We start from the raw sequence: 25,301 nt of genomic DNA on the forward strand, positions 1-25,301 counted from the left end.
CCTTAGTCTGCTGGATAAGATGCTGGCTCAGTCGCATGCTGACCTTTAATGGCTGCTTGGACTTCTACCACATCATCAAACCAATGACGAACACCATCAATCTCTTGATAATTTTCGTGGCCTTTGCCTGCAATCACAACAATGTCACCTGCTTTTGCTGTTTTCACTACAAACTTAATCGCTTCACGACGATCATGAATTTCATGAACCTCTCTGTTCGAAAATTCAATTCCAGCCTTCATGTCAGCAAAAATTTGTTCTGGGTTTTCAGTACGTGGATTATCTGAGGTAAGCAATACAACATCTGCATGATCTAAAGCAGCCTGTGTCATTAATGGTCGTTTACCGCGATCACGATCACCACCGCACCCAAACACAGCCCATAATTGCTGTGAAACATGACGTTTTAATGTTTGAAGAACCTGAATTAATGCATCAGGAGTGTGCGCATAATCCACGACAAACAAACGATCTTGATCACGCAATACTTGCATACGCCCTGGCGCGCCTTTTAGCTGAGGAACTAAAGCGACTAACTGAGATAAATCTAAACCTGCCTGTTCAACAGAGATTAAGCTCGCAACCACATTTTCAATATTAAAATGACCCAATAACGGACTATGCACTAAATAGCTTTGGGTCTTGGTCACCAATTTAAAATGAACACCGTCTAAACTATATTGAATCTCTTCAACACGGTAATCCGCGGGTCGAGTGGTGGAGTAAGTCAAAATTTTAGGTTTTGCTGAATTTTGCTCCGCCGCTTTAAGCATGATATTTGCGTAAGCATCATCGATATTGATGATTGCAACTTTAAGACTCTCAAACTGAAATAAGCGTGATTTAGCTTCTGCATAGGCCTCTAAAGTCTTGTGATAATCCAAATGATCGCGACTTAAATTACTGTAAGCTGCAATTTCAATTGCCGTTCCATTGAGACGCCCCTGTTCAAGACCATGGGAGCTTGCTTCAATAGCAGCAAACTCAGCTCCCTGCTGAACATAAGTATGCAATTGATTTTGCATATGCAACGCATCTAACGTGGTATGTGTAGATGCTTCAAGGTGAGGTAAAATCCCATTCCCTGTCGTCCCCATCACCGCGCATGGGTGTTTGCTTAACACCAATAGCTCTGCAACAAGCCTTGAAATGGTCGTTTTACCATTGGTTCCCGTGACAGCCAATACTCGAAGTGGATTTACTGGCTGTGTCTGTTGCAAATAATCTTTCTGCCATTGTCCCATGAGCATACGCACATTCGGAACGATCAAACTTGGCGTTAAACCTAAATCTTGTTCTGAAATAATAGCCAAAGCACCAAGATCCAGTGCCTTCTGTGCATATTCTGCAGTTTTTTCAGGTTGAGAAAGACTGGTCAAAGCAATAAACACTTGTCCCGCTTCAACTTTACGACTATCCAACTGGAAGCCATTAAATGCTTGTTGCATCCATTCTGCTGGATGATCTACAGCGTAGATTTGTTGAAATGTAATCGACATTCATCACCTATGGAATGGATTTTGGAGTATCTAAGGGTTTATCCAACGGTACGTTTAATAGTCTCAGCGATTCCTGCATTACTTTTGCGAAAACAGGTGCTGATACAGTTCCACCATAATATGTGCCTTTTGGATTTTCGACCACGACGACCATCGCCAAACGTGGATCACTTACAGGTGCAACACCTGCAAATAAAGCTCGATATTCATTGGTCGAATAACCTTTACGGTCAGCACGTAATTTGTGTGCTGTACCCGTTTTACCTGCAACGCGATAACCTGGTATTTGAGCACGAGTCGCTGTACCGCCTGGTAATGTTGCTGTCTCCATCATTAACAAGACTTGATCCGCAATTTTAGGATCAATCATTTGTTCACCTTGAGGAGCCTCATCCAACTTGTACAAACTTAAAGGGACTTTCTTCCCTTTATTTGCCAGCATGGCATAAGCGTCTGCCAATTGCAGTACCGTGGCATTGAGACCATATCCATAGGACATGGTTGCAACTTCTGAAATATTCCATTTACTTGGCGGTAAGATCAGACCTGGGCTTTCACCAGGGAATTTAACAGCCGAACGCTGTCCAAAACCAAGACGCTTATAGAACGTTGGTAAAGTCGGATAAGGCAAAGATAAGGCAATTTTCGCTACACCTACGTTGGAGGATTTTTGAATAATGCCACCTAAAGTAAGCGCTCCATAATTATGTGTATCACGAATCGTATGATTACCGACACGCATCGACCCTGGCGTGGTATTAACGACTGAGTTTGCAGTGTACTTACCACTTTCAAGCGCCATCGCCACCGTTAATGGTTTCATCGTCGAACCTGGTTCAAACGAATCAACTGCACCGCGATTTCGCATTGCATCTTTATTGGATAAACTTTTTTTATCATTCGGGTTATACGACGGCCAACTGGTCATCGCTAGAATTTCACCGGTTTTGACATCGACCGCAATTGCTGTAGCAGAACGTGCATTATTTGCCACGCCTACCGCGGTAAGCTCTCGATACATAATGTATTGCAATCGAGAATCAATACTCAGTGTAATATTTTCCCCAGCTTCAACTTCTTTAATAACTTCTGGAACTTGAACACGGTTACCATGCTTATCACGTACAATTTTCTGTTCGCCATTGACCCCTGCAAGCCGCTTATTCAGCTGCATCTCCAAACCTTCAATCCCTGTTCCCTCGGTATTGGTTAAACCAATGATTTGAGAGTTGGGTTGTGGTTGTGGGTAATAACGTTTATATGATTTTTCAGAATATACGCCAGCAAAATTGCGTTGTGCTAACAGAGCCGCTTGAGCAGGTGGTACTTCTTTTTTCAATACTAAATAACGTGAACGAGCTCGATCTTGAACACGCTTTTTGAGGTCAGCTCGATCCAGCCCAACTGCATCTGCTAGCTCATCTAAATTCAGGTTTTCCTGTGGTAACTGATTTTTTAATTTTCGACTGGTTGGATTCTTTTTTAACTCTTCAGTGATTTCATCAAAAGTTGCTTTAGTTTCAAAATAATGTTGAGGATCAATCACTACCTTCATAATCGGTGTACTAATTGCTAATGGCACACCATTACGGTCGCTAATAACCCCTCGCATCGCACTTAATTTTTCAGTACGTAAAATTTTTGCGTTGGCTTTATTTTGCAAAAAGTCTTTGTTCACAATTTGAACATAAAAGGCACGTGCAACCAATACCACAAAAAATGTCAGGACTAAGCCCCACATTAAATAGAAACGCCACATATCTACAGCAACGGTTCTTTTCTGTGTAATGGGCTGCTGTTTTTTACGTGTTTGTTTTGTTTTGCTTTTATCAACCATTCAGCGTGCCTATTGATTTTTCGCGGTTTCAGCAAGAAGTGAAATCACCACAGTCTGTGATGTTGGTGGTGAATACATACGTAATTGTGTCACTGCACGTGTCCCAATCTGTGCAGTCGCTCCAAATGTCTGTTGCTCAATAAGTAGACGACCCCATTCAGCATTGATGTCTTCAAGCTCACGCATATGCGTATTGAATTCACGAAAATCTTGACGATAAGAATAGACCTGATAGACCACCATAAATGCGCTCACCATGACCATAGCGGTTAAAATGCTATAAATCAGTATTTTTTTACGCACCAAGGGCGTTGCTACAGGTTCCTGTTGTTCTACGTCTTTTTCCTTTTTCATTATTCGCCTTTAAAATTTATACGCTCTGCAACTCGCAACCAAGCACTTCTAGAACGCGGATTTTGTTTCACTTCTTCTTCACTCGCGCGTACGCGATCAATTTTTTTCAAACGACGAGTTTCTTTAGGTTTCTGAGGTAAGCCCCAACCATCATCCTCAGCTAAAGTCGACTCTTTTTGAATAAATTGTTTAATAATTCGATCTTCTAAGGAATGGAAACTGATGACCGCTAATCGACCTCCATTATGAAGCATCTCCAGCGCTTCAGGTAAAAAAGCATGCACATCTTCTAATTCTTTATTGATTTCAATTCGAATTGCTTGAAATGTACGTGTCGCAGCATGCTTATTTTTTTCCCATTTCGGATGGGCAACTTTTACAATTTCAGCCAATTGACCTGTCGTCTCAATATAACCTGCTGCTTTAATCGCTTTCGCAATGCGGCGGCTATATCGTTCTTCGCCATACTGAAAAATAATATTCGCTAAATGCTCTTCATCTACTTCCACCAACCATTGCGCTGCAGTTAGGCCCTGAGAGTTGTCCATTCGCATATCCAGTGGACCATCTTTCATAAAGCTAAAACCACGTTCGGCCTGATCAAGCTGTGGCGATGACACACCCAAATCTGCCATAACACCATCGACAGTTTCAACACCGCGTTGATTTAGGGCTGTTTTAATATCTGCAAAACTTGCATGAATAATGGTAAATCTTGGATCTTCTTGTTCTAACTGAGCAGCCACAGCCAAAGCCTGCGGATCTTTATCAAAGGCATAGACACGAGAATGTTCATCTAATTTAGACAAGAGAAGTCGAGTATGACCTCCTCGACCAAAGGTGCCATCTACATAAATCCCTGTATTACGCCCACCCAATAGAGCATCTACAGTTTCATGAAGTAATACAGAAATATGCGACATAATAACGTTTCAGAACATCTAAAAATTTAACTGCACATTATTACCTTGTTTTAATAAAGCTCCAAACGACTTTTTGTAGGTAAATTTTACTTTCTATAGGCAAAACCGTTTCATTCACTGGAATGTTCAAATAAAAAAGCCTCACTTGGAGGCTTTTTTATTAATTTTCAATTACTTCAGTATATTAACGACGACTGTTATAAATCTGATCAAAAATCGCACCATTCACAAAATGTGCTTGTTGTGCTTTTGCCCAACCACCGAAAACCTCATCAATGGTGAATGTTTTTAACTTAGGAAATTGTTTTGAGTATTTTGCTAACACTTCAGCATTACGCGGACGATAGAAATGCTTAGCAGCCATCTCCTGACCTAATGGTGAATATAAATAGTTGATATAGCCAGTTGCCAACCATTTATTGCCATTTTTATCTACAGTACGATCAACGATGGCAACAGAAGGCTCTGTCAAAATAGAAATAGATGGATAAACAATATCAAACTGATCTTTGCCCAAGGCTTTTTGAGTGACCAGTGCTTCATTTTCCCAAGTGAGCAACACATCGCCAATTTTACGCTCAGCAAATGTCGTCATAGAAGCGCGCGCCGCAGAGTCCATCACTTTGACGTTATGGTACATCTTGCCAACAAAGTCTTTTGCTTTCGCTTCATTACCACCTGGTTGTTTGAGTGCATAACCCCAAGCTGATAAATATACCCAGCGTGGTAGTCCACCTGTTTTAGGGTTTGGTGTGATGATTTCTACACCCGGCTTAACAAGATCTTGCCAATCCTGAATTTTTTTAGGGTTACCTTTACGCACCATAAAAACAATGGTTGATGTATAAGGTGCAGAGTTATAAGGGAACTCTTTTTGCCATCCTTTATTGATTTGACCCGATTTCACGATCTCTTCAATATCATTTGCCAAAGCCAAAGTGACAACGTCGCCTTTCAAGCCATCAACCACAGAGCGTGCTTGTTTACCTGAGCCACCATGAGATTGTTTAAAGTTGACTTTCACTCCAGTTCTTGACTGCCAATATTGACCAAATGACTGATTAAACTCATCATAAAATTCACGAGTCGCATCATAAGATACATTCAGGAAATCACGTTGTGCTGCTTGAGAAGATAAGCTGAACGATAAACCTGTTGCGAGTAAGCCCGCTGTAAGCAAGGCTTTAAATTGAGTTTTCATAGTCAAAAAATCTAGATATACATAATTAATCTAAATATATGAAATAAAATCATATTCATCAATTTAATTTGGACATGTGATTTACGTTATATTGCTACCATTTTTCTTTCAAGATTATGAATTAATTCATAAATCATCTTAAATACAGTCTATATTCAAATATATAGTATTTTATGGATTTCTTATAATTAAAAATGGATAGCATATCGCTATCCATTCACATAAGTTCTAAAAATAGATTATTTTTCTGCTGAAATTTGGTCGTAAATAGCGCCATTTACAAAGTGCGTTTGCTGCGCTTTCGCCCAACCACCAAATACTTTATCGATGGTAAATAATTGTACCTTTGGAAATTTAGTACTGTATTTAGCTGCGATTTTTTCATTACGTGGTCGAAAATTATGTTTAGCAGCTAATTCCTGCCCCAAAGGTGAATACAGATAGTTAAGATATCCTTTTGCGAGATTACGATTCCCATTTCTATCTACGGTTTTATCTACGATGGCAACAGAAGGCTCAGCTAGAATTGAAATGGATGGATAAATAATTTCAAATTTATCTTGCGCCAAACCTTGCGTCGCTAAGAGCGCTTCATTTTCCCAAGACAGTAAAACATCACCAATTCCACGTTCAGCAAAAGTCGTGAGTGATCCACGGGCTCCTGAATCTAACACTTTGACATTTTTGTATAATCGTTTGACTAACTCACGAGCTTTGGCATCATTTCCGGCAGGCTGTTTAAGTGCATAGCCCCATGCAGATAAATAAATCCATCGTGGCGCACCACCTGTTTTTGGGTTCGGGGTAATGATCTCAACACCTGGTTTGACTAAATCATTCCAGTCTTTGATATTTTTTGGATTGCCCTTTTTTACTAAAAAAACAATGGTAGATGTATAGGGTGCTGAATTATTGGGAAATTCTTTTTGCCAATTTTTATTGATATAACCTGCTTTTACAATTTCTTCAATATCATTTGCAAGTGCCAAGGTCACAACATCTGCTTGTAATCCTGTTGCTACAGCACGTGCTTGTTTCCCAGATCCACCATGAGATTGCTTAAATTGCACGTCTTTACCAGTACGTTTTTTCCAAAACTCACCGAAACTTTGGTTATATTCTTGATAAAATTCGCGAGTGGGATCATAAGAAACATTTAAAAATGATGTATTCGCCTGTGCAGTCATACTGAACAACAATGCCCCAATACTCATTGTGCCCAATAATTTATTGAAAAAGTGCTTATTCATTAAAATCTCTTTTTTATTACATTTATGAATTGCACTCTATTTTTTATTTACTTCAGTCACAATGTATTCAATAGACGAATTAAATCATTATAAATATCTAAATTTAATATATATTTTCTTCATAAGAATTGCATTTTTATCACTTAAATTTTCTTTAAAATTTACCGCATAACATCATATCTTCACCGAATCTCCATATTTTATTGATAAAAAGAGGCAAAATTTATTTCAGCTACAGGTTGAGTAACTTAAGGATTGTTGAATAACAAATTGTAAGAAAGTGTGATGCATTTGTACTTTTGTGAATTTTATGTTTAAAATGTAAACCTAATTACTCTTACAATAAATTCAAAATAGGGGAAAATTGAAATGAATTTGTGCTATTTACAAGCGTTAAGCTTAACTTTATGTGTTTTTGGTATGAGCCAGACACATGCAGCAACGTTACAAAACCCTGCCAAATCACTACAAAACTCTAGTGTTGCTGAAAAGTCTTTAACACCTATCGAACGCGCATTGACTCAACAAAAACGTGAACGTGCTGAGAACAAACCTTCTTCAGAGATGGATCAGATTAAAGTGATCACCTCTATTAAGAATGCTCCAACGCAAAACTTCCTAGCATCGCAACACCAACAGTTTTCGCGTTTTTTACAAAGTTTATTTCCTCAGCACACATCTTAAGCACCATTTTTCTCAATCTCCCCAATTGAGCCAAATTTAGCCCAGTCCGATTTAATGAATTAATCATTAAGCCACTGGGCTTTTTGCTATAATAAAACCAATTTTTATTTGATAACTTTTTCTGGCTATGACAGTTCGTACTCGTATTGCACCATCTCCTACAGGTTTCCCCCATGTAGGTACTGCTTATATCGCATTATTTAACCTATGCTTTGCTCAACAGCATGGCGGTGAATTTATCTTACGTATTGAAGATACAGACCAACTCCGTTCAACACCTGAATCAGAAAAAATGATTCTCGATTCATTGCGCTGGTTAGGTTTAAATTGGTCAGAAGGTCCAGATGTGGGTGGCCCTCATGCGCCATATCGTCAATCTGAACGTATGGATATTTATAAAAAATATGCGTTAGAACTGGTTGAAAAAGGTCATGCATTCTATTGTTTTGCCACTGCTGAAGAATTAGATCAAATGCGTGCAGAACAACAAGCACGTGGTGAATCTCCTCGTTATGATGGTCGTGGTCTAAAACATACGCCAGAAGAAGTTGAAAGACGTTTAGCGGCTGGCGAACCGCATGTTATTCGCATGAAAGTACCTGAAGAAGGGATTTGTAAATTTAATGACTTACTGCGTGGTGAAGTAGAAATCCCATGGGCACAAGTCGACATGCAAATTCTGCTGAAAACCGATGGCCTACCAACTTACCACTTAGCAAACGTTGTTGATGACCATTTAATGGAAATCACTCACGTGATTCGTGGTGAAGAATGGATTCCATCGGCACCTAAACACCAATTGCTTTATCAATATTTTGGTTGGGAAATGCCTGTGCTTTGCCACATGCCACTTTTACGTAACCCTGATAAATCAAAACTATCTAAACGTAAAAACCCAACTTCAATCAATTACTACAAGGATATCGGTGTATTACCAGAAGCATTATTAAACTATTTGGGTCGTATGGGTTGGTCAATGCCAGATGAACGCGAAAAGTTCAATTTGGCTGAGATGATCGAGAATTTTGACATCCAACGTGTATCGCTTGGGGGTCCAATTTTCGATGTAGAAAAACTCAATTGGTTAAACGGGCAATGGATCAAAGCACTTAGCCCTGCTGAGCTTTTAGACACTTTATTGGCGTGGAAGGCAGATCGTGCCAAGTTAGAAGAAATTGCGGCTGCAATCCAACCACGTATTAACCTATTGTCTGAAGCTGTGAATTGGTCAGCACATTATTTTAATCACTTCCCTACACTGTCTAAAGCACAATTCGAAAGTAAAAAGTTATCTGAAGAGCAAGTTCGTCAAAGCCTACAATTTGCAATTTGGCGCTTAGAAAGCTTATTTACTTGGAGTAATGACACTGTTAGCCAGACGCTAATGGATTTAGCTGCACAAATGGAAATTAAATTACGTGACTTTATGCCTGCGTTCTTTATTGCCATTGCGGGTTCTACTGCTTCAACACCAGTGATGCAAACCATGGTGACCATTGGTCCTGACTTAACTTTTGCTCGCCTGCGTCATGCACTCGAAATCGTTGGCGGTCCAAGTAAAAAAGAGCTTAAAGTGTGGGAAAAATTGAATGAAAGCTTAAAATTGCCGAAAAATGATGCAGTTGATGAAGCTTAATTAATTTTTTTATTGACGCATGAGTGTTATATCCCTAATATAGCGCTCACACAGATTGAGCACTTAGCTTGATACCTAGATTGCTTTTATAGCATTGACTGTGTTGCCTCATAAGTCCCTATCGTCTAGAGGCCTAGGACATCGCCCTTTCACGGCGGTAACCGGGGTTCGAATCCCCGTAGGGACGCCAAATTCTAAAAAACCACTGACCTCGATCAGTGGTTTTTTTTCATCTATACATTTTTGATTTTAGTTTCGATGTTATAGAATTAAGCAAAAGAAATACGGAGCGCTCATGCAGTACCAATGCCCTAAATGTCAAAGTCGTAAAATTCTTCCTTTAGCAAGTGCCAATGCACCTGCTGTACGACCAAATGTTCCTAAAAGCTTAATTATCCTCGTACCCACTCTATTTTTACTCCTATTATTGGTCATTATTAGCGTTGTACTGATGATTTTTAGCAATGGTGCTGGCGAGACACTTCAAATTGCAACTGTGATCGTATTTTTAATTGCAGTGATTGCAGGTGTGATGTTCTGGAAAGATTTACCAGATTTCAAAATTTCGATGCAAGCCTTCATGCAATCTCAAAAGAAATGGAAATGTCGTGAATGTAATCACGAATGGGAAAATTAATTGTTTATTTTCATCAGTCCTAAAAGCTCATTTGAGCTTTTAGGACTTAAAATTAAATAAATTTAAATTTTATATATGAGTAGTAGACAAAACCTTCAAAAGAGCATAATTTAATGAAATAGATCTCATTTTTGCATGGATAAGCAAGGAGAACCATAATGATAATAAAACTATTTCAATCACTATTCTTTGATCTAAAACGTACTCGAACGGCTAATTTATCCAATCTCGAGCCATCCACATCCTTAAACCCTCGAAATCAAATGTGGTTATACCTACGTGATGCATTACGTGGGAATGCTGAAGCACAATATCAATTAGGTCTGAGTTACTTAAATGGTGAACTAGGTTTGGATCGAAATTATCAAATTGCTGAAAAATGGCTGAACCAATCAGCGAATGCTGGAAATGAAAATGCAAAAAGAACTCTACTTCAAGCTTATAGTCTTTTAGCATTTTCATAAAATTAATTCATAAAAAACCAGCCTGAAGGCTGGTTTTTTTATTAGATGGAATTAACCACCAATTTTGCGATATTTTTGGCGCTTAGCCACTAGATCATCGCCATCGCGTTTACGACGGTATTCTTCGAACTCAGCATAGTTTCCTGTGAAGAATTCTGGTGTTTCACCTTCGAATGACAAGATGTGCGTTGCAATACGGTCTAGGAACCAACGGTCATGCGAGATGACCATTACAGTACCTGGGAATACTAAAATTGCATCCTCAAGCGCACGTAAAGTTTCGATATCCAAGTCGTTCGATGGTTCATCGAGAAGGATAACGTTTGCGCCCATTTGTAGAATTTTCGCAAGTTGTAAACGGTTACGCTCACCACCTGACAATTGACCTACACGCTTCTGCTGATCTTGGCCTTTAAAGTTAAAACGACCAATATATGCACGTGATGCGATTTCATATTCACCAATACGTAAGATATCTAAACCGCCAGAAACTTCTTCCCAAACCGTTTTATTGTTATCTAAGGTGTCACGAATCTGACCCACGTAAGCCACTTTAACTGACTCACCTAGCGTTACCGTACCTGTATCAGGTTGTAATTCACCTGTCATCATACGGAATAGTGTGGTTTTACCCGCACCGTTCTCACCCACGATACCCACGATCGCACAAGGTGGAACAACAAAAGATAAATCTTTGTAAAGCGTACGATCACCAAACGATTTGCTGATACCTTCAACTTCCACAACCTTGTTCCCTAGACGTGGACCAGGTGGAATGTAGATTTCAGACGTTTCGTTACGTTGTTGGAATTCACGAGAGTTAAGCTCTTCAAAGCGTTCCATACGTGCTTTATTTTTCTTTTGCTGACCTTTTGCATTAGAACGAACCCATTCAAGTTCTTTTTTCAATGCTTTAGCAAAAGATTCTTCTTGCTTCTGTTCTTGCTCTAAGCGGGCATTTTTCTGCTCTAACCAAGAAGAATAATTACCTTGATAAGGGATACCCATACCACGGTCAAGCTCAAGAATCCACTCAGCAACGTTATCCAAGAAATAACGGTCATGCGTAATCGCAACGATTGTACCAGGGAAATCTTTTAAGAAACGTTCCAACCATGAAACAGATGATGCATCCAAATGGTTCGTCGGTTCGTCAAGAAGCAACATGTCTGGTTTAGACAAGAGCAAACGGCAAAGTGCCACACGACGGCGCTCACCACCTGACAATTTAGTGACATCAGCATCCCAAGCTGGCAAGTTTAACGCTGCCGCTGCTTGTTCAAGCTGGTTATTTAAGTTATGCGCATCCCAAGTTTGAATAATTGCTTCAAGCTTTTCTTGCTCTTTTGCAAGTGCATCAAAGTCGGCATCTTCAGCTGCATATTCAGCGAAAACTTCATCAAGACGAGCTAATGCATCAAGTGCTTCACGAACGCCATCTTCAACGTTGCCACGAACGTCTTTTGTTTCATCTAATGGCGGCTCTTGCTCAAGGTAGCCGATCTTGATACCTGGTTGTGCACGAGCTTCACCAGAGAAATCTTTATCTACGCCAGCCATAATACGAAGCAAGGTAGATTTACCTGCACCGTTTAAACCAAGAACACCAATTTTAGCGCCCGGGAAAAATGATAAAGAGATGTCTTTAAGGATTTCGCGCTTAGGCGGAACCATCTTAGACACACGGTTCATCGTGTAAATATATTGGGCCACGTAGGACTCCTCTATAAAAAAAACAAAATCCGCTGTAAATACAAATCGCGGACAAATAATTAGGGAGCATTATACGATGAATACGATAAAAACATAAGCCATACGCCCGAACTTGCAAGGAATGTTACAAGTTTATTTTTTCATCAAACTTACCATTCAAAGTGCACAAGAATATGGCTTTTAAATGAGCAACATATGAGAATTTTAGATAACTTTTTCAATATTTTATAAATTTTATAATATGATTAGGGTGCTATATTCTCATTGAACAATTTTTAAACCACAAGAAGATCTCAAAATGACATATAAGGACGAAACCCTCGCCATCCATGCTGGATACTCACCTGAACCAACGACTAAAGCAGTTGCGGTACCCATTTATCAAACGACGTCTTACTCATTTGATAATACGCAACATGGCGCAGACCTATTCGATTTAAAGGTCTCTGGGAATATTTATACACGGATTATGAACCCAACGACTGCTGTGCTTGAACAACGTATTGCAGCACTCGAAGGTGGGATCGGCGCATTAGCACTTGCATCAGGTATGGCAGCCATTACCTATGCCATTCAAACCATTGCTGAAGCTGGGGACAATATCGCTTCTGTATCTACACTTTATGGTGGTACATATAATTTATTTGCACATACGCTACCAAAACAAGGGATCGAAGTGCGCTTCTTCGATTATCAAAATCCAGAAAGTTTGCGAGCACTTGTTGATGAAAAAACTAAATTAGTCTTCGTTGAGTCTATTGGTAATCCACTCGGCAATATTATTGATTTAGAAGCGATTTCTAAGCTTGCACATGAACTTGGCATTCCTGTAATTGTGGACAATACAGTTGCTACACCAGTGCTTCAAAAATCTTTTGAATTTGGTGCAGATATTGTTGTTCACTCTCTAACCAAGTACATCGGCGGACATGGTAATTCGATCGGCGGTATCATTGTTGACAGCGGTAAATTCCCTTGGGGTAAATATCCAGATCGTTTTAAAGCGTTAAATACGCCCGATCCAAGCTATCACGGCGTGAACTATGTCGAAGCGCTTGGTGAAGCAGCTTATATTGCACGTGCTCGTGTCGTGCCATTACGCAACACAGGTGCAGCGATTAGCCCACAAAATGTTTTCTTAATCCTGCAAGGTTTAGAAACATTAAGTTTACGTATGGAACGTCATACTGAAAATGCTTTAAAAGTTGCTCAATATTTACAAGCTCATCCAAAAGTAAAATGGGTAAATTACGCAGGACTACCTGATCACCCGCAACATGCTTTAGCTCAGAAATACGTTAAGGGCAAACCTTCAGCAATTCTTTCATTTGGTGTACAGGATGGCTTAGCAGGCGGAACTCGCTTTATAGATGCCCTACAATTATTCACACGATTGGTGAATATCGGTGATGCAAAAAGCTTAGCATGTCACCCAGCAACTACAACGCATCGCCAACTGAATGAAGAAGAGTTAAAAGCTGCTGGCGTTTCTACGGATATGGTTCGCTTATCTATTGGAATCGAACATGCTGACGATTTAATCGCCGACCTAGAACAAGCGCTCGCTCAAGTTTAATCTTGGTAATACATTAGAAATAAAGCCTCATGACTGGGGCTTTATCCTCATTTACCATATCGTCTTTTTCAATTATTTTATTCGTATTACCACAATAAAAAATTAGAGCATTTACTCTAATTTTTACAATAAATTCATAAACTTATGCCATGGTTTATTTTCATTTTTCCACTATGCTGATTTGTATGACACGTTTAAAAATACGTGTTCCACAATTCATTGCATTTACAGGGAGAATGAAGTGAATAAAAAATTAGAACAGCGTTTTAAAAAACGTGTCCATGGAAAAAATATTCTGATTACAGGCGCGTCCAGTGGTATCGGTTTAACTGTTGCACATCAATTGGCTGCGGCAGGTGCGCATGTATTATTGGTGGCACGAACTGAGGAAACTTTACAACAAGTAAAATATGAGATTGAGCAAAAAGGGGGAAAAGCTGACATTTTTCCTTGTGATTTGAATGATATGAGTTCAATCGATGCTGTAACGCAACAAATCTTCAATAGCGTCACACATATTGATATTTTAATTAATAATGCAGGTCGTTCGATTCGCCGTGCAGTCCATGAGTCCATCGACCGTTTTCACGATTTTGAACGCACGATGCAACTCAACTATTTTGGTGCTGTTCGCCTCATTTTAAATATCCTTCCACATATGATAGACCGTGAACGAGGACATATTATTAATATCAGTTCAATTGGTGTATTAGCCAATGCTACACGCTTCTCTGCATATGTCGCTTCAAAAGCTGCATTGGATGCATTTAGCCGTTGCCTATCAGCTGAAGTCCATGCGCATAATATCGCTATCACCTCGGTCTACATGCCTTTGGTCAGAACGCCGATGATCGCTCCAACTAAAATATATAAATACGTGCCAGCACTTTCACCGAATCAAGCTGCAGATTTAATCGCTGGTGCTATTGTGAACCGTCCAAAAAAGGTAGCGACTGGTCTTGGAAAACTTGCATCAATTACCTATGCAATTGCACCTGATATTAATAATAAATTGATGTCGATTGGATTTAATTTATTTCCAAGCTCTACTGCTTCTGTCGGTCGCCAAGAGAAATTAAACATTGTACAGCGTGCATATGCCCGACTATTTCCTGGCGAACATTGGTGATCGAACAAGTTAATTTAAGTACTTTGTGAGATGATCTTGTTACATTTTCACTGTGTGATTTTAATTATTCTTTAAGAATTAAATGCCATGATCAAAACATAAAATAGGAGTTTGTCATGGCTCAAATTTATTTTTTTAGATTATTTTTTCTAGCAGTTGCTGTTTTGATTTTTACTCAAATCATGAGCATGATTATTCAGCAACATTACTCATTCGACACCTTATTACAGCTAGGTTTATTTTTAATTTTGCTTGAGCTGGGATTCAACATAAAACCAGCCGATGCTCAAAATAAAGCTGAATTGGATCAACAGCAGATGAATCATGCCAAAGCACCAAAGTCTTATGCATATCATTTGTCAAAAATAGGTTTAGGCACTATTGCATTCAGCTTGATCTTACCGAATCTTATTTAGTGCTAATCATGATTGGGTTCAAATCTAGGCGTAAAAAAAATTTTGAGATCATTCGTTAGGCGGCAGAGTTATGTTATAAACCTTGCATCTTATTGATTTTATGCTTTGTACTTATGCGTGGTTTAGCTTTAGTGCTGCAATGTGCAGCCATCGCATTTGCGATATTCCTCATTTATCAAGTTACTCTCGGTTTTTATACTCAAGAATTTAAAGTTTTAGACGTAGTCGCAGATGTAGGAACTATTCTCATCTGTATCGATCTTGCCGTATTCTTGTGGCATAGCCGCCAAACTAAAGCTGCCAACCTACAAGAATATGCACAAAAGATCGAACAATCAGTTCCAAAATTCGTAAAAATTTCACGAAAATTAGGTCATCTCGGGATTTTATTGATCTTAACCAGCTGGATTGTCCCCATGATTAATGGATAAATTAAAAACCTCCCATTTGGGAGGTTTTTAATATCACTTACTGATGAAATGAGATCATTTAAGATAAAAAGTTGACTTGACCAGATTTCACATCATAGATTGCGCCAACAATCCCAATCTCTTTACGCTCAATCATGTCTCTTAACGTGTCACTATTTTTAATAATATAATTAATATTATTTCGCACATTTAACACAGTTACGGCATCAATAAAATTGGTTGTAAGTTGATAATTACTCATATCATTTTTGACTGTTTCCGCCGCCTGCATAATCGGCTTCAAAAAATGCTGAACGTTCGGTGTATCTTTTAGTTGACTCAAATCCACCTTTTGCTCAAATAAATGACAAGCAGATCCTACCGCACCACAGTCCGTATGCCCCAATACCACGATCAGTTTTGAACCTTTGGTTTTACATGCAAACTCTAAAGAGCCCACGACTTTTTGACCAGCAATATTTCCAGCAATACGCAAACTGAATAAATCACCGATTCCTACATCAAAAATGCGCTCTGTCGGTGCTCTAGAATCCATACAACCCAACACTGCAGCAATAGGATGTTGCCCTGCATTTGACGTAACTTGAATTTGGCGAGCAATATTATGGTGTAAACGCTGATGATTAATAAAACGCAAGTTCCCGTCTTTTAGCATCTGTAAAACTTGATCAGGACTGAGCTGTTTTTGGAGTTCTTGCGTACTCACATCAAGATCGAGCTCGTCCTCTTTTATTTCAGGATAATGTGCTTTAAAACCTTGTAAATTAACTTTTATCCCCTGCTTTACCGCCACTTCACTTTGAAAGTCCTTAATAATTTGATAGATATCTGGATCAATATAATAGGTATTGGATGCATCGATTAGCACATTTTCATGCGGTTTAACTTTTTCTAAAGCGGTGACGAGTGCGGCACGATTTAAAAAACTTAAATTCGGTGCTAATTCAATACGGGTAAGTGAACCATGCAAGTGTTTTTCATGGATCACACGTACACCACGGTGTAAATGACTCTGTAAGATAATCAATAAACTGATCACTAGACCAATCATGATGCCTTTCAGTAAATCAGTTGCAATGATTGCAACTACCGTAACAAAAAAAGGTAAAAATTGTTTCCAACCTTGCGCATAAATCCGTTTAAATAGGCTTGGTGTTGCCAATTTAAATCCAGTCAAGATTAAGATTGCTGCCAATGAAGATAGCGGTATCGCATTGATTAATGGGGTGAGCGCCACCACTGCAACAATCAGTAAAAAACCATGAAAGATTGCAGAAAATTTGGTTTTAGCTCCACTGGTTGCATTCACTGAACTACGAACAATGACTGAGGTAATCGGCATACCACCGATCAATCCTGACATAGAGTTTCCAACACCCTGTGCAAATAATTCACGATTCGGTGGTGATGAGCGCTTTTGTGGATCCATCTTATCGGCAGCTTCTAAATTCAATAGTGTTTCAAGAGAAGCTACCACCGCTAATGTAATTGCACCCGTATAAATTAAACTATTATTCCAATACGAAAAATCTGGAAACTGGAAAATCGTTTCTGAACCAGAAAAGATATTCGGAAGATTAATCAATTGTTGAGGGTTTACTGCATATGGAGAGCCGATTTTCAACATGATAAAGTTAAGAAGTCCAGCAAATATCACCGCAATCAAGGCTGAAGGCAGCGGCAGTTTTTTTAATTTACTACTATCCCACAGTAGGATTAACGCAATACAACTTAGACCAATTAATCCTGAGCCAATATCAATATGACTCAGTACAGATTGAATTGACCATTGATCAATCAAAACAAAGCCTTTGACATCCAAACCAATCAATTTAGGTAATTGACTGATAATCAGTAACAGACCAATCGCGGCAAGCAATCCCAAAATCACATTGGTGGGTACGAAATTTGAGAAAACACCTAACCTAAAAATACCAAATAATATTTGTAAAATTCCAGCTAAAAACAATGTGAACAAAAAGGCTTGATAATTACCTTGTAGTAATTCAATTTGGGTCAATACAATCGCCACTAAGCCTGCAGCGGGACCAGATACACTGATATGTGAGCCACTAAAAAAACCAACAACGATTCCACCAATCACGCCAGCAATAATGCCTGAAATGAGTGGTGCACCTGATGCATGAGCTATGCCCAAACAAAGCGGAAGTGCAACAAGGAAAACAACCAGACCTGAGAGCAAATCACGACTATAAAATCGAGGTTTCAGCTCTTTATTTTGAGATATACTCATGTTTAATTTCTCTTAATTATATGACTTATAAAGTTAAAAATAATTTTGAAGTGAATTGATTATTAAGTTTTTCTTGTTGTTTTATACCATCTTAAAGTTTACATTTAAAATAAATCACCTTGATGTTCTTCATTTATTTAAAAACATAAGCATAAAAAAACCTCCCATATGGGAGGTTTTTTACCTGATTAAAGATTACTTCGAACCTTTAACCCCTGCTTGTAATAATAATGCACCTAAACCACCAATCTTCTGTTCTTGTGGTTTCTGCTGCTGAGGTTTTTTCGCATGTTGTGGGCGATCACCCTGTGGACGTGCTTGCTGAGGACGCTTCGCGTGTGGTTTACGCTCACCACGTTGCTCTTGCTGGCCATGAGTTTCACGACGTGGCTGGCGCGGTGCCTTCGCAGGTGCTTCAGATCCTGCAGGGCGCATCGATAAATTAACACGATTACGTTCCACATCAACTTGTAACACACGCACTTGAACAATTTGCCCTGGTTTCACAAACTTATGTGGATCAGAAATAAATTCATTCGCTAGTTCTGAAATATGAACTAAACCATCTTGATGAACACCAACATCAACAAATGCACCAAAGTTCGTCACATTGGTCACTACACCTTCAAGCTCTAAGCCTTCAGTCAGTTGTGAAACCTCAGTAATGTCATCACGGAACTTCGCTGTACGGAACTCTGGACGTGGATCACGACCTGGTTTTTCAAGCTCCGCCAAAACATCTTGGATCGTTGGTAAACCAAATTTGTCATCAACAAACTCTTCAGGTTTAACCTGACGAATGATTTCAGTATTGCCAATAATATCTTTTACAGTGGTCGCTTTCGCTTCAACAATCTTGTTGACTAAACCATAAGACTCAGGATGAACTGCTGAAGCATCCAATGGCTCTGAACCATCTTGAATACGTAAGAAACCTGCAGCTTGCTCAAAAGTACGCTCACCTAAGCGTGGTACTTTTTTCAAATCTTGACGATTATCAAAACGACCATTCTCTTTACGGTAGTCTACAATTTGCTGTGCTATAGATTTGTTTAATCCTGCGATGTAACCCAAAATCGCTGAAGATGCTGTATTTACATCTACACCAACTGAGTTCACACAGTCTTCCACTACAGCTTCAAGCGTTTTTGCCAAGCCTGTTTGATTCACATCGTGTTGATATTGACCTACACCAATTGATTTAGGATCAATCTTCACAAGTTCAGCCAATGGATCTTGTAAACGACGCGCAATAGATACTGCACCACGAATCGATACGTCTAAATCTGGTAATTCTTGTGAAGCCAATTCAGATGCTGAATATACTGAAGCACCTGCTTCAGATACAGACACGCGCGTTAATTTAAGATCAGCATGAGCAGCCATCATTTCCACAACAACAGCTTCTGTTTCACGACTCGCGGTACCGTTACCAATAGCAATTAGCTCAACATTGAATTCACGACATAAACGTGCCAATTCATTGATTGAGCCTTCTTTATCTTCTTTAGGTGCGAATGGATAAATCGTGCTGTGTGCCAGTACATCTCCAGATGCATTCACGACAGCCAATTTCACACCTGTACGGATACCAGGATCCACACCTAAAGTAGTACGTGAACCTGCTGGTGCAGATAAAAGTAAATGACGTAAATTTTCTGCAAATACTTGCATTGCTTCTGCTTCAGCAGCCAAACGCTTTTCTGTCAGAAGTGAATGCTCAATTGTAGGCCGGACTTTGCCGAGCCAGAATAATTTTGCAGTTTGCTTCAGAAAATCTTGACGGGCTTGAGGTTGAACTTGATCAAGATTGTATTCAGTTTCAATGCGCGCCAAAGGAGCATCATTTTCACCATCAACTTTTAGACCGAGTACATTCTCTTGACGTCCACGTAACATTGCCAATAAGCGATGTGATGGAACTTTGTTTAAGTTTTCAGAAAAATCGAAGTAGTCACGGAATTTTTTACCAACTTCTTTTTTCTCTTCACTAGCAACTAAGCTTTTTAACACTGCTGTTTTTGCAAACATCGCTTTAAGCTCTGTCGTGAGTGCAATATTTTGTGCCCAGTCATCAATGAGAATATGCTGAACAGCGTCTAATTGACTCTCTAAATCAGGATAATCTTCATGATTAAATCCTGCTAAAGCTTCTGCAGGTTCAACATTTTCATTATAGATTTTTTCAGCGATTGGGCCTAAACCAGCCTCTTTTGCTTTAAATGATTTACTCGTACGTTTTGGACGATACGGTGCGTAAATTTCTTCTAATGCATTTTTTGTTTCAACGGCATTGACGCGAGCTAACAAATCATCCGTGAGTTTATTTTGTTCTTTCAGTGATTCAATGACCTTTTCACGGCGTTCAAATAAATCACGAAGGTAAGTTAATCGGGTATCCAGTTGACGTAACTGCGTATCGTCTAAGCCTTGAGTTACTTCTTTACGGTAACGTGCAATAAATGGAACACTAGAACCTTCATCAATCAGCTTAATGGCAGCTTCTACTTGGTTTGGACGTACGGCAAGTTCACTTGCCAACTGCTGAACTAAGTCAGTCATCGTGTTAAATTCCACAAGGATAAGGACTAAAAGTTAGTGATTATAAAGACCGAGACTATAAAATCCACAATTGTTTTGAATATTTGCAATGAAATTTTAAATAAAAGTCTCAATTTTTCTAGTTTTATCTCCCAGAGAAAAATCTTCAGGTGAAGTCTCTGATCAATTATTTGAGTGTAATGCGTCATTGTGTCATCACTTTGACAATGAACTAAAACATTTAACTCTTTAAAATCACTTTATTTTTCTGATTTTGATGTAAATTTCTTGCTTTCAATAGCACTTCAAATTAGCTTCATATTGAATAGCGATTTTATTTTAAATTATTTGCCTAAAAACAGGTCAATACATGTTGTGATTTGGTTTCAGAACACACTTAAAATTGTAATTTTGAGCAATTTGATACATAGTCTTAACAAGAACTTAGGCATTATACTGAGACAAATGACTATTTATAAATACAACTTTTAAGGGAGTGCATCATGAGTTTAGTTGTACCTGCTGAAAATACTGATGTAGTACACAATGACACTGACAGAGTTGAACGCATTCTGGTCGTCGACGATGATGTGCGTCTTCGTACCCTTTTACAACGGTTTTTAGAAGATAAAGGTTTTGTGGTTAAAACCGCACATGATGCCACGCAAATGGATCGGTTATTACAACGTGAACTTTTCTCGCTCATCGTTTTAGATTTTATGCTTCCTGTAGAAGATGGTTTGAGCATTTGTCGTCGTTTAAGGCAGTCTAACATTGACACGCCTATTATTATGCTCACTGCACGTGGTAGCGACTCTGATCGTATTGCAGGGCTTGAAGCAGGTGCTGATGACTATCTACCAAAACCATTCAACCCAAATGAATTGTTAGCTCGTATCCGAGCTGTACTACGTCGACAAGTGCGTGAGGTTCCTGGGGCACCAAGCCAGAATGTTGAAGTGGTTTCATTTGGTCCTTGGTCACTCGATCTATCGACTCGAACACTGACTCGTGAGGGTCAAGTGGTGACCTTAACTACTGGTGAATTCGCAGTACTCAAAGCATTGGTGCAACATCCTCGTGAACCGTTGACACGTGATAAATTAATGAATTTGGCACGTGGTCGTGAATGGGGAGCAATGGAACGCTCTATTGATGTTCAAGTCTCTCGTTTACGTCGTTTAATCGAGGAAAATCCGGCTCGTGCACGCTATATTCAAACGGTGTGGGGTGTGGGATACGTATTCGTACCAGATGGTGCAGAATAATTTTTTAAACAATGGACTCCGCCATCAATGATGTCGGGGTCTTTATTTTATGTATTAAACAATTACATGCACTTATTCTTTTTAAGCCCAAACTCTCAGGTTAGACCGTGAAACTTGATCCTATTGACCCACAAAAATTTAATGAATTTGTTGCGTATTCAGAGCGAAAACGAACGAAATGGGAACGCTTTCTTGACAAAATCAAGCCGCGCTCCGCTGCAATGCGAACAACAGTTTTGGTTGTTTTTGTGGTGTTCTTTAGTCTGTTTATGTCACTTTGGTTTTTTTGGAAAACCCTCTATTTACCAGAGATTCAACAGCATGCACGCTACCTTGCGGTTGAACTCGAAATTATCAACAACCCCGACCTTCGAATTTTTCATGGTGACACTGAACTTGATGTTGACACATGGTTAAAACAGCGTGTTGGAATTGAATACGTTACAGACCCTGCTGCGTTCCCCAACCAGCGCGATAAAGTCATTGCTGAATTCTTTACGAACCAAGTTGAAAAACGTTTGGCCAAAGAGCTCGACGTGCCTGAGGTCACCGTCTATTTCCAATTTAAACCTAGCCCACGTATTTGGATTCAAACCCCAGAAATGAACGGGAATTGGGTTCAAGAACCGTTAAAAACTTATGCAAATTATAGCCCCGAATTGATTTTGGCATGGTTTCTTGGCGTACCGCTGATTTCAGCCATGATTATCTTAACTTTAGTGAGACAGCTCAATCGCCCACTACGCCGACTGCAAAATGCAGCAAATAGCTACAGTAAAACTGGAAAAGCCCCCTATCTTGAGACGAACCACGGACCTTTGGAAATCCGCCAAGTCAACCAAGCCTTTAATCATATGATTTATACATTGGAGCTCACTGAACGTGATCGTCAAATTATGTTGGCTGGTATTTCACATGATTTAAGAACCCCGCTCACTCGAATTCGACTGAGTGCTGAAATGATGTCAGATGATGACTTCTTGAAAGAAGGCTTAATCTTTGATGTGGATGATATGGATGCCATTCTTAATCAGTTTATTTCTTACATGCGTGATGGTTCAGATGAAGACCTAAAAGAAACCAATATCAATACCCTTTTGCAAGAATTGGTTATTCAGTTTAAACCCCTGGATATTCGCTTTGAACCAGAAGAACTCCCACTGATTACTGCTCGTTCGCTTTCCCTCAAGCGCTTAATTGGTAACTTAATTAATAATTCTAAGCGTTATGGTGCTGAACCCATTGAGCTAAGTGCGAAAGTCGAGGGAGACCATCTAAAAATTTGTGTTGCTGATCACGGTGATGGAATCCCAGAAGATCAAATTGCAGACCTTATGCAACCTTTTGTACGTGGCAATGAAGCACGTACCATCCAAGGGAGTGGTCTTGGTTTAGCCATTGTAAAACGAATTGTCGATATTCATGAAGGTGAATTAAAAATTCATAATCGTCCTGAAGGAGGTCTTGAAGCTATCATTCTACTGCCCCTTTCAACACCTCAAGTTGTTGATATTTCAACCAATAGCACCTTAGATAAAATCAGGCAAACCATCACCGAACGATTTTGATGAATGGTGAATAGTTGAACGGTTGAATTGGTTTAATTATTCACCACAATGAAAATTAAAAATAAAAAACAATATCTTACAAACCATAATATATCTTTATATCCGCATTTTTTGAAAAAATTAGACCTTAGCCTAACAGGTATGCAAAATGGCTCGCTTGATCGGTACAATCGGTGCCAGATCCAGAATATCAAGAGAAGAGTAAACCATGTCTTTAGATCGCATTCGTTTAGAGTCACTTCATGAAAAAGTCATTTCAGCTGAACAAGCTTCAACGTTTATTGAAGATGGCATGACCGTAGGTATGAGTGGTTTCACGCGTGCTGGTGAAGCTAAAGCAGTTCCATTGGCATTGGTAAAACGCGCTCATACAAACCCTTTAAAGATCACTTTAATCACTGGTGCGTCTTTGGGTAATGACTTAGATAAACAGTTAACTGAAGCTGGCGTATTGGCTCGTCGTCTACCTTTCCAAGTCGATAATACTTTGCGTAAGGCGATCAATAAAGGCGAAGTAATGTTTATTGATCAGCATTTGTCAGAAACTGTTGAACAAATGCGTAATAAACAATTGAAAAAGCCTGATATTGCTGTAATCGAAGCTGTAGCAATTACTGAAGATGGTGGCATCATTCCAACAACTTCAGTAGGTAACTCAGCAAGCTTTGCAATCTTTGCAGAAAAAGTAATTGTTGAAATTAACACAAATTTAAGCCCAGCATTCGAAGGCTTGCACGATATTTATATCCCATCTTATCGTCCGACACGTCAGCCGATTCCACTCACTCAAGTCGATGAGCGTATTGGTACACATGCAATTAATATCGATCCTGCTAAAATTGTTGGCATCGTATTTAACAGCGAATTCCATGATTCTCCATCAACAGTGACTGCACCAGATGATGAGACTCAAGCAATTGCAAACCACTTAATCGAATTCTTTGAAAAAGAAGTTGCTGAAGAACGTCTTCCTAAAAATTTAGGTCCATTACAAGCAGGTATTGGTTCAATTGCCAATGCGGTATTAACGGGTCTTAAAGAATCGAATTTTGAAGATCTCATCATGTACTCAGAAGTACTTCAAGACTGTACTTTTGAATTAATTGATGCTGGTAAAATGAAATTCGCTTCTGGCTCATCAATTACACTTTCTGCACGTTATGGTGAAAAAGTATTCAATAATCTTGAGCAATACAAAGACAAACTTGTATTACGCCCTCAAGAAATTTCAAACCACCCAGAATTGGTACGCCGTTTAGGGATTATCGGGATCAATACTGCGCTTGAATTTGACATCTACGGCAATGTGAACTCTACGCACGTATGTGGTTCAAAAATGATGAATGGTATTGGTGGTTCAGGTGACTTCGCACGTAATGCGCATATCGCAATTTTCGTGACTAAATCAATCGCTAAAGGCGGTGACATTTCATCTGTAGTGCCGATGGCATCTCACGTAGATCACACAGGTCATGACGTAGACGTTCTTGTTACTGAACAAGGTCTTGCTGATTTACGTGGTCTTGCACCGCGTGAACGTGCACGTGCAATCATCGATAACTGTGTTCACCCATTGTATAAAGATGCATTAAACGACTATTTCGATCGTGCATGTGCTAAAGGTGGACAAACCCCTCACCTACTTACAGAAGCGCTTTCTTGGCATTCTAATTTTGAAGAAACAGGTCATATGTTATCTGCACCTGCTGAAGCAAAATCTGCATAAGTACGACTTTAAAAAAGCCCTGAATATCAGGGCTTTTTTTATTTCAATGATTCTAAAATACTTTTAAATCATCATGATAATTGACATAAATCAATAAAATAGGCAGGATTGAATAAGATACTTAAATGTGAACTAGTTTACATTTTATTAATATTAAATTACACAAAACCACACTTTTATAGCTGAACTTTACA

Annotated in this window: 20 protein-coding genes and 1 tRNA gene; 12 read left to right on the forward strand and 9 right to left on the reverse strand. The window is 39.2% G+C overall.

Annotation, left to right across the window (positions count from 1 at the left end):
* Positions 1 to 2: 2 nt before the first annotated feature.
* From AC1M83_RS08250 to AC1M83_RS08275, 6 genes are all read right to left on the reverse strand, one after another.
* On the reverse strand, positions 3 to 1,499 hold the full coding sequence (locus AC1M83_RS08250; RefSeq protein ID WP_481590424.1) for a UDP-N-acetylmuramoyl-L-alanyl-D-glutamate--2,6-diaminopimelate ligase: 1,497 nt from the start codon (positions 1,497 to 1,499) through the stop codon (positions 3 to 5).
* Positions 1,500 to 1,506: 7 nt separating this feature from the next.
* A complete protein-coding gene (ftsI, locus tag AC1M83_RS08255; protein WP_035263956.1) occupies positions 1,507 to 3,336 on the reverse strand; it encodes a penicillin-binding protein PBP3 in 1,830 nt (609 codons plus the stop codon).
* Between the two features lie 9 nt (positions 3,337 to 3,345).
* Positions 3,346 to 3,690 (reverse strand): cell division protein FtsL, encoded by a 345-nt coding sequence (ftsL, locus tag AC1M83_RS08260; RefSeq protein ID WP_481590425.1) that lies wholly within the window; start codon positions 3,688 to 3,690, stop codon positions 3,346 to 3,348.
* Positions 3,690 to 4,613 carry a 16S rRNA (cytosine(1402)-N(4))-methyltransferase RsmH gene (gene rsmH / locus AC1M83_RS08265; protein ID WP_481590426.1) on the reverse strand — a complete coding sequence of 308 codons (924 nt, stop codon included), beginning with the start codon at positions 4,611 to 4,613 and terminating at the stop codon, positions 3,690 to 3,692. Before rsmH ends, ftsL begins: the two co-directional genes overlap by 1 nt.
* A gap of 184 nt (positions 4,614 to 4,797) precedes the next feature.
* Positions 4,798 to 5,814: a sulfate ABC transporter substrate-binding protein gene (locus tag AC1M83_RS08270; protein WP_481590427.1), complete on the reverse strand. Its 1,017-nt coding sequence runs from the start codon at positions 5,812 to 5,814 to the stop codon at positions 4,798 to 4,800.
* 239 nt (positions 5,815 to 6,053) lie between these two features.
* Positions 6,054 to 7,028, reverse strand: coding sequence for a sulfate ABC transporter substrate-binding protein (locus AC1M83_RS08275; protein ID WP_481590465.1), 975 nt, complete (start codon positions 7,026 to 7,028; stop codon positions 6,054 to 6,056).
* A 405-nt stretch (positions 7,029 to 7,433) separates the two neighbouring features.
* Between AC1M83_RS08275 and AC1M83_RS08280 the strand changes: the two genes are divergently transcribed.
* From AC1M83_RS08280 to AC1M83_RS08300, 5 genes are all read left to right on the forward strand, one after another.
* Positions 7,434 to 7,748, forward strand: coding sequence for a DUF4179 domain-containing protein (locus tag AC1M83_RS08280; RefSeq protein WP_481590428.1), 315 nt, complete (start codon positions 7,434 to 7,436; stop codon positions 7,746 to 7,748).
* A gap of 127 nt (positions 7,749 to 7,875) precedes the next feature.
* A complete protein-coding gene (gltX, locus tag AC1M83_RS08285; protein ID WP_481590429.1) occupies positions 7,876 to 9,384 on the forward strand; it encodes a glutamate--tRNA ligase in 1,509 nt (502 codons plus the stop codon).
* A 114-nt stretch (positions 9,385 to 9,498) separates the two neighbouring features.
* Positions 9,499 to 9,574, forward strand: a tRNA-Glu gene (locus tag AC1M83_RS08290).
* A gap of 105 nt (positions 9,575 to 9,679) precedes the next feature.
* Positions 9,680 to 10,021: a zinc-ribbon domain-containing protein gene (locus AC1M83_RS08295; protein ID WP_035263946.1), complete on the forward strand. Its 342-nt coding sequence runs from the start codon at positions 9,680 to 9,682 to the stop codon at positions 10,019 to 10,021.
* 158 nt (positions 10,022 to 10,179) lie between these two features.
* Positions 10,180 to 10,485 (forward strand): SEL1-like repeat protein, encoded by a 306-nt coding sequence (locus tag AC1M83_RS08300; RefSeq protein ID WP_051586493.1) that lies wholly within the window; start codon positions 10,180 to 10,182, stop codon positions 10,483 to 10,485.
* Between the two features lie 51 nt (positions 10,486 to 10,536).
* Here the strand turns inward: AC1M83_RS08300 and ettA are convergent, their stop codons facing one another.
* Positions 10,537 to 12,198 (reverse strand): energy-dependent translational throttle protein EttA, encoded by a 1,662-nt coding sequence (ettA, locus tag AC1M83_RS08305; RefSeq protein WP_035263944.1) that lies wholly within the window; start codon positions 12,196 to 12,198, stop codon positions 10,537 to 10,539.
* A 298-nt stretch (positions 12,199 to 12,496) separates the two neighbouring features.
* Between ettA and AC1M83_RS08310 the strand changes: the two genes are divergently transcribed.
* The 4 genes from AC1M83_RS08310 to AC1M83_RS08325 all read left to right on the forward strand — a co-directional run bounded on the left by AC1M83_RS08310 (position 12,497) and on the right by AC1M83_RS08325 (position 15,750).
* Positions 12,497 to 13,774, forward strand: a complete 1,278-nt coding sequence (locus AC1M83_RS08310; RefSeq protein WP_035263942.1) for an O-acetylhomoserine aminocarboxypropyltransferase/cysteine synthase family protein — start codon at positions 12,497 to 12,499, stop codon at positions 13,772 to 13,774.
* Positions 13,775 to 14,015: 241 nt separating this feature from the next.
* Positions 14,016 to 14,903 carry an SDR family NAD(P)-dependent oxidoreductase gene (locus tag AC1M83_RS08315; protein ID WP_092767298.1) on the forward strand — a complete coding sequence of 296 codons (888 nt, stop codon included), beginning with the start codon at positions 14,016 to 14,018 and terminating at the stop codon, positions 14,901 to 14,903.
* A gap of 116 nt (positions 14,904 to 15,019) precedes the next feature.
* Positions 15,020 to 15,319 (forward strand): hypothetical protein, encoded by a 300-nt coding sequence (locus AC1M83_RS08320; RefSeq protein WP_481590430.1) that lies wholly within the window; start codon positions 15,020 to 15,022, stop codon positions 15,317 to 15,319.
* A gap of 113 nt (positions 15,320 to 15,432) precedes the next feature.
* Positions 15,433 to 15,750: a hypothetical protein gene (locus tag AC1M83_RS08325; protein WP_481590431.1), complete on the forward strand. Its 318-nt coding sequence runs from the start codon at positions 15,433 to 15,435 to the stop codon at positions 15,748 to 15,750.
* 58 nt (positions 15,751 to 15,808) lie between these two features.
* Here the strand turns inward: AC1M83_RS08325 and AC1M83_RS08330 are convergent, their stop codons facing one another.
* Together AC1M83_RS08330 and AC1M83_RS08335 are read right to left on the reverse strand one after the other, a co-directional pair.
* On the reverse strand, positions 15,809 to 18,004 hold the full coding sequence (locus tag AC1M83_RS08330; RefSeq protein ID WP_481590432.1) for a bifunctional SulP family inorganic anion transporter/carbonic anhydrase: 2,196 nt from the start codon (positions 18,002 to 18,004) through the stop codon (positions 15,809 to 15,811).
* Between the two features lie 195 nt (positions 18,005 to 18,199).
* Positions 18,200 to 20,566 (reverse strand): Tex family protein, encoded by a 2,367-nt coding sequence (locus AC1M83_RS08335; RefSeq protein ID WP_481590433.1) that lies wholly within the window; start codon positions 20,564 to 20,566, stop codon positions 18,200 to 18,202.
* A 482-nt stretch (positions 20,567 to 21,048) separates the two neighbouring features.
* Here AC1M83_RS08335 and ompR point away from each other — a divergent pair, with 482 nt between their 5' ends.
* The 3 genes from ompR (at position 21,049) to AC1M83_RS08350 (ending at position 25,107) form a co-directional block, all read left to right on the forward strand.
* Positions 21,049 to 21,813 (forward strand): osmolarity response regulator transcription factor OmpR, encoded by a 765-nt coding sequence (gene ompR / locus AC1M83_RS08340; protein ID WP_035263934.1) that lies wholly within the window; start codon positions 21,049 to 21,051, stop codon positions 21,811 to 21,813.
* A gap of 107 nt (positions 21,814 to 21,920) precedes the next feature.
* Complete coding sequence (locus tag AC1M83_RS08345) at positions 21,921 to 23,381, forward strand: ATP-binding protein (protein WP_481590434.1); 1,461 nt, start codon at positions 21,921 to 21,923, stop codon at positions 23,379 to 23,381.
* 208 nt (positions 23,382 to 23,589) lie between these two features.
* A complete protein-coding gene (locus AC1M83_RS08350; protein ID WP_092767310.1) occupies positions 23,590 to 25,107 on the forward strand; it encodes an acetyl-CoA hydrolase/transferase family protein in 1,518 nt (505 codons plus the stop codon).
* Positions 25,108 to 25,301: the final 194 nt, after the last annotated feature.

The sequence above is a fragment of the Acinetobacter sp. 25-47-130 genome, assembly GCF_056779705.1.